Origin of the sequence: Pseudomonas sp. C6002 (assembly GCF_013385805.1) — a bacterium.
Lineage (GTDB): Bacteria > Pseudomonadota > Gammaproteobacteria > Pseudomonadales > Pseudomonadaceae > Aquipseudomonas.
The window spans coordinates 301,296-308,499 of sequence record NZ_JACAPH010000032.1; the positions used below are offsets into that span (position 1 = coordinate 301,296).

A 7,204-nucleotide genomic window follows, 5' to 3' on the forward strand; every position below is an offset into this window, starting at 1 on the left:
GTTGTAGTGAAAGTCACAGCGTCAAGGTCATGAATGTACACTTGTGCACTGAAATTATAAACCGGGCCGGTTTACGGGCCCGTTCGGGTGCCTAAGACTGCCGCACTTTCGTCTTTCACGCCAGTCGCAGTTGGCTGATGGCACCGTGTTACTGCACCCATCTCTGCAGGATTTGCTGCAAATCCGTGCGTTTGAACGGCTTTGCCAGGTAATCGTTCATTCCAGCTGCCAGGCAGGCTTCGCGATCGCCCTGCAAGGCATTGGCCGTGAGGGCAATGATTGGCAGCTCGGCGCAACCGGGCAACTGGCGAATCTGCCGGGTAGCCTCGTAGCCATCGATGCCCGGCAGTCGGCAGTCCATCAGGATTGCGGTAAAAATCAGGCTCTCGGCGCTGCGAATCGCTTCGGCGCCGTCGGTGGCGATGCTCACCTCGAACCCCAGGCTGCGCAGCATGGCTTCGACCACCGTGCGATTGACCGGGTTGTCTTCCACCAGCAACACGTTGCGCCCTTCGCCCGCACGGCCATTGCCTTCGGTATTCGGCGCGAGCACCGGCAAGCTCTGCTGGTAGATCGCCAGCGGGATTTCCAGGGTGAACACCGAGCCGTGGCCTTCTTCGCTCTGGGCGCGCAGGGTGCCGCCCATGCGTTCGGCCAGGGTGCGTGCGATAGGCAGTCCCAGTCCGGTGCCGCCGTAACGTCTTGAAATGGAACTGTCGGCTTGCTGGAACGCATCGAACATCAGTTCCAGGCGCTCGGCGGAAATGCCAATCCCGCTATCGCGCACGGTGCAGGTGAACCACAGCAATTCATGGTCCAGGGTCTGCCAGTGGGGTTCGACGGTGACGGTGCCCTGCTCGGTGAACTTCAGGGCATTGCCGATCAGGTTCACCAAAATCTGCCGGATGCGGGTCGGGTCGCCCTGTACCTGCAGCGAGCCCAGGCCCTGGGGGATCGGCACTTCGAGCGCCAGCCCGCGCTGTTGGGCGGCGTGCTGGAAGGCCTGGGCGCAACTGCTGATCAGCTCCACCAGGTCGAACGGAATGTGCTCAAGCTCCAGGGCCGCGCGCTCGATGCGCGAGAAGTCGAGGATGTCGTTGATCACCTTCAGCAGGTGCTCGGTGGACTCCGAGGCCAGTGCCGCGTATTCGGTCTGTTCCTCGGTCATGTCGGTGGTTTCCAGCAGTTGCAGCATGCCCAGCACCCCGTTCATCGGCGTGCGCAATTCATGGCTCATCATTGCCAGGAAGTCCGACTTGGCATTGTTCGCCCGCTCGGCTTCTTCGCGGGTCTGGATCAACTGGGCCATGGCCTGGTGCTGTTCACGACTGGCCTGGTTCAAGCCATCGGCGAGGTTATTGATGTGGCGCGACAGGTCGCCCAGCTCCGAGTCATCCACGATGGGCAGCGGCGTCTGGTAATCGCCCTGCTGGATCGCCTTGACCGCATTGCCCATGGCGCTGATCGGTTGCGACAGGCTGGCCGCCAGGCGCCGGGCCAGCAGGAAGGTAAACAGCAGGGCGAACAGCGCGAGAATCCCGGCCTTGAACAGGATTTCCTGCTGGCGCTGGCTGAACGCATCGTTGGACATGCCGACAATCACTCGCCCCAGGTAGTCCGCGCGCGGGGCCTTGGGCTCGGCAGTACTGTCCTGGAAGAAGTCATTGCCCAGCTGGATATGTTGCAGGCGAATCGGCGCCTGGAAGACTTTCACCGACAGCGAGCGATCGTGCTTCTCCGACGGTTGCTCGACATACACCAGGATATTTTCTGCGCTGTCCTGAATCTCCAGGAAGCGCACGTGCGGCGTGGCGAGGGTGGCCCGCAACAGGCTTTCAAGCACGTCGTTGTTGCCGGAAATCACCCCGTATTCGGTGGCCGGCGCCAGTTGGTTGGCGATCAACTGGCCGGTGTGGTCCAGTTCCTGGCGCAGGTCCTGGATCCGCACGAAGGTGAAGAAGCTGATCAACAGCAGCGTCAGCAGGAGTGCCGGGCCCAGGGTAATGAGCTGGGTCCGGGTGTTGATGTCCCAACGGCGACGAAATGTCATGGGCGTTTTTCTCCTTCGGCCAGGCGGGCGGCGACGTTGGTTTCGTCCACCTGTTCGATCCCCAGTGAGCGCGCAACCTGCGGGTTGCCTACGACTTTGAAACGTTCCGGGTACAGCGAGCGCGGCCAACTGGCCGGCGCATGATCCAGCAGGCGGTCGAGCACATCCAGCCAGTCGGTCTGATCGCTGTAGGTGCTGGCCAGGCTGCCGGCCTTGACGAACCCGGCGTTGGGCCCGACCAGTGGCAATTGCCTGGCGTAGCTGCTGAGCAGCAGGTTTTTCGCGGTTTTCGGGTTGTACAGCTGGGGATCATCCAGCCCCAGCAAGACGTCGCTGTTCTTGAACAGGCTTTGCAGCGGGCGACTGTCATTAATGTTTTCCCAAAGCTGGGGCACGATCTCCAGGCCCATGGGCGCGGCGTACTGGCGCAGCTCGCGCAGCAGGAACTCGCTGTCGATGCCATAGAGCACGCCGATGCGCCGGGCCTGAGGCAGGATGCCGGTGATCAGGCGCAGTTGTCGGTCCAGCGGTGGGTCGCTCCACAGCAGGCTGATCTTCGCAGGCAACGTGGCACCCAGGCGCTGGCGCGCTTGCAGGCGGCTGATGCGCAGCACCAGGGTCGGTGGGCCCTGGGCGTCTTGCAGGCGCCAATCTAGGCTGGGCAGGTCCAGCAGGATCAGGCGGGTGCTGGTCGGCAAGTTTGCGGGGGCGGGCAGGTCCTTGAGCGGGGTGAACTTCACGCTGTCTTCGGGACGCTGCAGGGCCAGGGCCTGGACGAATGTTTGTACGCCCGGGCCGTCTTCGTCGGCGGTCAGCAGGATATCCGCTGCCCATGTCGGTGCGCCGAACAGTAAAACCCCAAGCAACACACAGCACCGCCAGAGCCGGGCGGTAAAGGGCAGGGTCATCCGTGACGAGTCGCTGTCCACTAGAACTCTAACTCCGCACTGAAGTAGAGCACGTGGCGTTGGTCATAGTTGTTGTCGGGCCAGGTGGTGGGCTGATTGTCGAGGCGTTGTTGCAACATGCCGGCCAGCTCCACGTTGGCTTTGCCCAAGGCAATGCGCTTGGCCACCCGCAGGTCGACCCGTTCGAAGCGATACTGGTTGAGCGCATCGTCGCCATAGTAGAACACCGCGCTGGACCAGCCATGGCCCCATTCCCGCATCCAGCCGGCCGAGCCGCTGTTGCGGGCGGTCTGCTGCCTGTCCAGGGGGTTGGTGGCGCTGGCATCCACATAAGCATAGGTGACGCGCAGCCGGTCGGCGGTGCTCATGTGCCAGTCGAGCTGGGTTTCGGTGCCGGTAAAGCGCGAGCTGTTCGAGTTGCTGGCGATGTACTGGTTGTTGCGCAGCGGCTCGCTGACCATTTCGCTGATTTCGTCGTAGAACAGCTTCACGTCGACGTTCAGCCCGATGTCGGCAAAAAAGCCGTTGTAGCCCAGCTCCCGGGAGCGCATCAGCTCTTTGTCGAGGTTGCCCGGGCCACGGGTCACCACGAAGTATTGGCCGGAGTTCTGGCCGTAGGCCGGCGAGCTGAGGTTGGTGACGCGGTAGCTCCAGTTGACGTTGTTCTCGAACATGTCCGGGGAGCGAATGGCTTCGGAGTACACCGCGCGCAGGCCGTGGCGCGGGTTGATCAGGTAGTTGACGGCCACCCGTGGCGTCAGCGAGTTGCCGCTCAGGTGAGTGTCTTCGTACATCGCGCCGCCCTGCAGCAGCCAGTGTTCGCTGGCCCGCCATTCCAGGTGGCCGAACAGGCGCCAGGTGGTGTCGTCCAGGGTGCCGTTGAAGTAGGTGTCGGAGTCGGCGCGGTCGTAGCGGTAGTTCATGCCGCTGACCAGGCGCAGGCTGTCGGACAGGCTGAGGGTGTCTTGCAGCTCCAGGTCGTAGCGGCTTTCCTTGGTGCTTTGGTCGATGTTGCCGCAGACCGGGTCCTTGCCGCCGTCTCCCCATTGCTGGAGCACCTGGCGGGCCAGTGCCTGCTCGGCGGCGCTGCCGGGTGGGAGGTTGCCTGGGTTGAAGTTGTTCATGTGCCGGGCCAGTCGCTCGGCATAGTTGGGGTTGAGCTGCCACAGCTGCGTCAGTTCCGGGCTGAACGAGACCTTGGCATCGCACGCGCGCCAGATCTGCCGGCGATCCCATTGCTGGGCCGAACCCTGGATATACAGGCTGTGATCGGGGTTGAAGTCGAAGTTCCAGCGCAGGGAGCCGGCATAGTCCTTGGCGCTGACGTCGGAATTGTTACCGCCTTCGGTAATCCCGTCGAACACCGGTTGGTAGGTGTAAGGGCGCTGGTTGGTGCCTTCCTTGGCGTCCAGTTGCCAGTCGATGCTTTGTTGCGCATTCAGGGTCTGGCTCACGGCCAGGCTGAAGCGGTTCAGGCGGCGCCCGTCGCGGCGGTCAGCGCCCACGCGGTCGCTGTCAAAGCCATCGTCCTGTTGACCGGAGAGTGACAGGCGCAAATCGCCGGTGTCCCAGCCCATGCCCTGGCTGGCGTACCAGTCGTTGATCCCTCGGCCGCCCTGGGTGAGTTTCATCCGCGTGCCATGGCTGTTGGCCGGCGAGCGGGTGAGGATGTTGACGACGGCCATCAGCGCGTTGGCGCCGTAGCTGACGGTATTGGGGCCGCGGAAGACCTCGATGCGGTCGATGTCTTCCAGGGCTACCGGAATATCGCTCCAGTCCACCGTGGCCAGGCCCGCGCGGTACACCGAGCGCCCATCGATCAACACCTGCATGCGCCGCGCATCGCCCGCCTGGGTGCCGTGGTAATTCACGGCGGCCTGGTTGCCGGTGGTGTAGCCGACCATCATCCCGGGCACCAGCCGCAGCAGTTCGGGGATATCCCGTGCGCCGCTGGCCTTGATCAGCTCGCTGTCGATCACCGTCATGCTGCCGGGCACGGCGGCGGCCGATTGCTTGAGCCGGGTGGCGGTCAGCACCTGCGGCAGCGGCTGGCTGTCGAGGAACAGGTCGTCAGCCAGCACCGGCACACTGCACCACGGCATGCACAACAACGTCAGCAAAAGGGATGAGCGAGGAGGAGGGCCCAAATACACGGCACGGCCTTGATAATTACGGATAGCCGCCCATGTTAACTGAGGTGGGGCCTTTTGCCAGTCGTCGGCCCTGTAATTACTTCGCACAAATGTCGCATTTTCCGACAAGCGTTTGAATTGACGCGGGGGCTGGCCGCAGGCGGGTCGCTCCGTATAATGCGGCCATCGCCACTGCTATGGATTAACGGATTGCATATGACTGAACAGCGCCCTATTGCGGTCCTGGGAGGCGGAAGTTTTGGTACCGCCGTGGCTAATCTGCTGGCTGAAAATGGTCACCGGGTGCGTCAATGGATGCGTGACCCCGAGCAAGTCGAAGCCATTCGGGTCAACCGGGAAAACCCCCGTTACCTTAAAGGCATCAAGATTCTGCCGGCCGTGGAGCCGGTGACTGATTTACAGGCGACGCTGGACGAGTGCGACCTGTGCTTCGTCGCGCTGCCCTCCAGCGCCCTGCGTTCGGTGCTTGCACCCCATGCCGAGCGGCTGGCGGGCAAGCTGCTGGTGAGCCTGACCAAGGGCATTGAGGCGCACACCTTCAAGTTGATGAGCGAGATCCTTGAAGAAATCGCCCCCGAAGCGCGGATTGGCGTGTTGTCCGGGCCGAACCTGGCGCGGGAAGTGGCTGAGCACGCGCTGACCGCCACGGTGATCGCCAGTGAAGACGAAGAACTCTGCGAGCGGGTGCAGGAGGTGCTGCACGGTCGCACCTTCCGCGTGTACGCCAGTGCCGACCGTTTCGGCGTCGAGCTGGGCGGGGCGTTGAAGAACGTCTACGCGATCATCGCCGGCATGGCGGTTGCGCTGGGCATGGGTGAAAACACCAAGAGCATGCTGATCACTCGCGCCCTGGCCGAGATGACCCGGTTTGCGGTCAATCAGGGCGCCAACCCGATGACCTTCCTTGGCCTGGCGGGTGTGGGCGACCTGATCGTCACCTGCTCGTCACCGAAAAGCCGCAACTATCAGGTCGGTTTTGCCCTTGGCCAGGGCTTGAGCCTGGAAGACGCCGTGACGCGTTTGGGCGAAGTGGCGGAAGGCGTCAACACCCTGAAGGTGCTGAAGGCCAAGTCTCAGGAGGTCGGGGTGTATATGCCGCTGGTTGCCGGGTTGCACGCGATCCTGTTTGAAGGGCGCACCTTGAACCAGGTCATCGAGTTGCTGATGCGCGCCGAGCCGAAGACCGATGTCGACTTTATTTCCACCAGTGGTTTCAACTGAGGAACGCGTCATGAACGATCCGAAAGCAGCTCCCAAGTACGAATCCATTGGCCTGCGTGTGCTGTGGATGCTGGTGTTTGCCCTGGTGTGGCAAGTGGCGCAGTTTCTGCTGGGCGCGCTGGTGGTGGTGCAACTGGTTTATCGCCTGGTGTATGGGGCGCCGAACCTGGGGCTGATGAATTTTGGTGACAGTTTGAGTCAGTTTCTGGCGCAGATCGGGCGGTTTGGCAGCTTTCACAGTGACCAGAAGCCTTGGCCGTTCGCCGATTGGCCGACGCCCCGTGCACCGGAAGGTGAGGCTGCTCACAGTGTGCCGCCTGCACCGCATCCGGCGCGTGATGAGGAACCCAAGCTATGAAGGTGTGGGTGTTGCGTCACGGTGAGGCCGAGGGGCATGCGCGTACGGATGCCGAGCGTAATTTGACGGCCCATGGGCGCGATGAGGTTTTGCGCAGTGCGGGGCATCTGATTGGGCAGCCGATTCGGGCGATCATTGCCAGTCCGTATGTGCGGGCGCAGCAGACGGCGCAGTTGGTGCGGGAGGCGTTGGGGTTTGAGCCGGATGTCCGCACTGTGCCTTGGTTGACGCCGGAGAGTAATCCGCTGGAGGTGCTCAAGCATCTCGACAATGACGATGATGTGTTGCTGGTTAGCCATCAGCCGTTTGTGGGAGGGCTGATCAGTTATTTGCAGCATGGGCATTTTCGGCAGCCGCAGGCTATGAGTACGGCGAGTTTGGCGGAGTTGGAGGGGGATTTTCCGTTGGCGGGGTTGATGAGTCTTTTGAGTGTTCGGAATCCTTAAGGTTGGGTTTGGTTTTGGGTACATATCCGTTTCTTCGGTAACGGCCACTTAGGGTTCCGCTCTTACAG

At 62.4% G+C, this 7,204-nt stretch carries 6 protein-coding genes; 3 read left to right on the forward strand and 3 right to left on the reverse strand.

Annotation, left to right across the window (positions count from 1 at the left end; translation table 11 throughout):
* Positions 1-148 precede the first annotated feature (148 nt).
* Genes HX817_RS24900 through HX817_RS24910 form a run of 3 tightly spaced genes read right to left on the reverse strand, consistent with a single transcriptional unit; the run spans position 149 to position 5,111 of the window.
* Positions 149-2,050: an ATP-binding protein gene (locus tag HX817_RS24900; protein WP_102369646.1), complete on the reverse strand. Its 1,902-nt coding sequence runs from the start codon at positions 2,048-2,050 to the stop codon at positions 149-151.
* Positions 2,047-2,958, reverse strand: a complete 912-nt coding sequence (locus HX817_RS24905; protein ID WP_052024261.1) for an ABC transporter substrate-binding protein — start codon at positions 2,956-2,958, stop codon at positions 2,047-2,049. The genes HX817_RS24900 and HX817_RS24905 overlap by 4 nt, the downstream gene beginning before the upstream one ends.
* A gap of 20 nt (positions 2,959-2,978) precedes the next feature.
* The gene (locus HX817_RS24910) at positions 2,979-5,111 is read right to left on the reverse strand and encodes a TonB-dependent siderophore receptor (protein WP_085984626.1); all 2,133 of its coding nucleotides are present in this window, start codon (positions 5,109-5,111) and stop codon (positions 2,979-2,981) included.
* A 195-nt stretch (positions 5,112-5,306) separates the two neighbouring features.
* On the opposite strand from HX817_RS24910, the gene HX817_RS24915 reads away from it, so the two are divergent.
* From HX817_RS24915 to sixA, 3 genes are read left to right on the forward strand one after another with little or no spacing between them, the layout of a single operon-like run.
* Entirely contained in the window at positions 5,307-6,332 is a 1,026-nt protein-coding gene (locus tag HX817_RS24915) for an NAD(P)H-dependent glycerol-3-phosphate dehydrogenase (RefSeq protein WP_177041471.1), read from the forward strand.
* 10 nt (positions 6,333-6,342) lie between these two features.
* Positions 6,343-6,690, forward strand: coding sequence for a DUF4389 domain-containing protein (locus tag HX817_RS24920; RefSeq protein WP_003210547.1), 348 nt, complete (start codon positions 6,343-6,345; stop codon positions 6,688-6,690).
* Positions 6,687-7,136 carry a phosphohistidine phosphatase SixA gene (gene sixA, locus HX817_RS24925; RefSeq protein WP_134327083.1) on the forward strand — a complete coding sequence of 150 codons (450 nt, stop codon included), beginning with the start codon at positions 6,687-6,689 and terminating at the stop codon, positions 7,134-7,136. The genes HX817_RS24920 and sixA overlap by 4 nt, the downstream gene beginning before the upstream one ends.
* Positions 7,137-7,204: the final 68 nt, after the last annotated feature.

Excerpts from the sequence above, each read along its gene's own strand:
- HX817_RS24900 (WP_102369646.1), bottom strand. The coding sequence starts at position 2,050 with ATGACATTTCGTCGCCGTTGGGACATCAACACCCGGACCCAGCTCATT.
- HX817_RS24905 (WP_052024261.1), bottom strand. The coding sequence starts at position 2,958 with ATGACCCTGCCCTTTACCGCCCGGCTCTGGCGGTGCTGTGTGTTGCTT.
- HX817_RS24915 (WP_177041471.1), top strand. The coding sequence starts at position 5,307 with ATGACTGAACAGCGCCCTATTGCGGTCCTGGGAGGCGGAAGTTTTGGT.
- HX817_RS24920 (WP_003210547.1), top strand. The coding sequence starts at position 6,343 with ATGAACGATCCGAAAGCAGCTCCCAAGTACGAATCCATTGGCCTGCGT.
- sixA (WP_134327083.1), top strand. The coding sequence starts at position 6,687 with ATGAAGGTGTGGGTGTTGCGTCACGGTGAGGCCGAGGGGCATGCGCGT.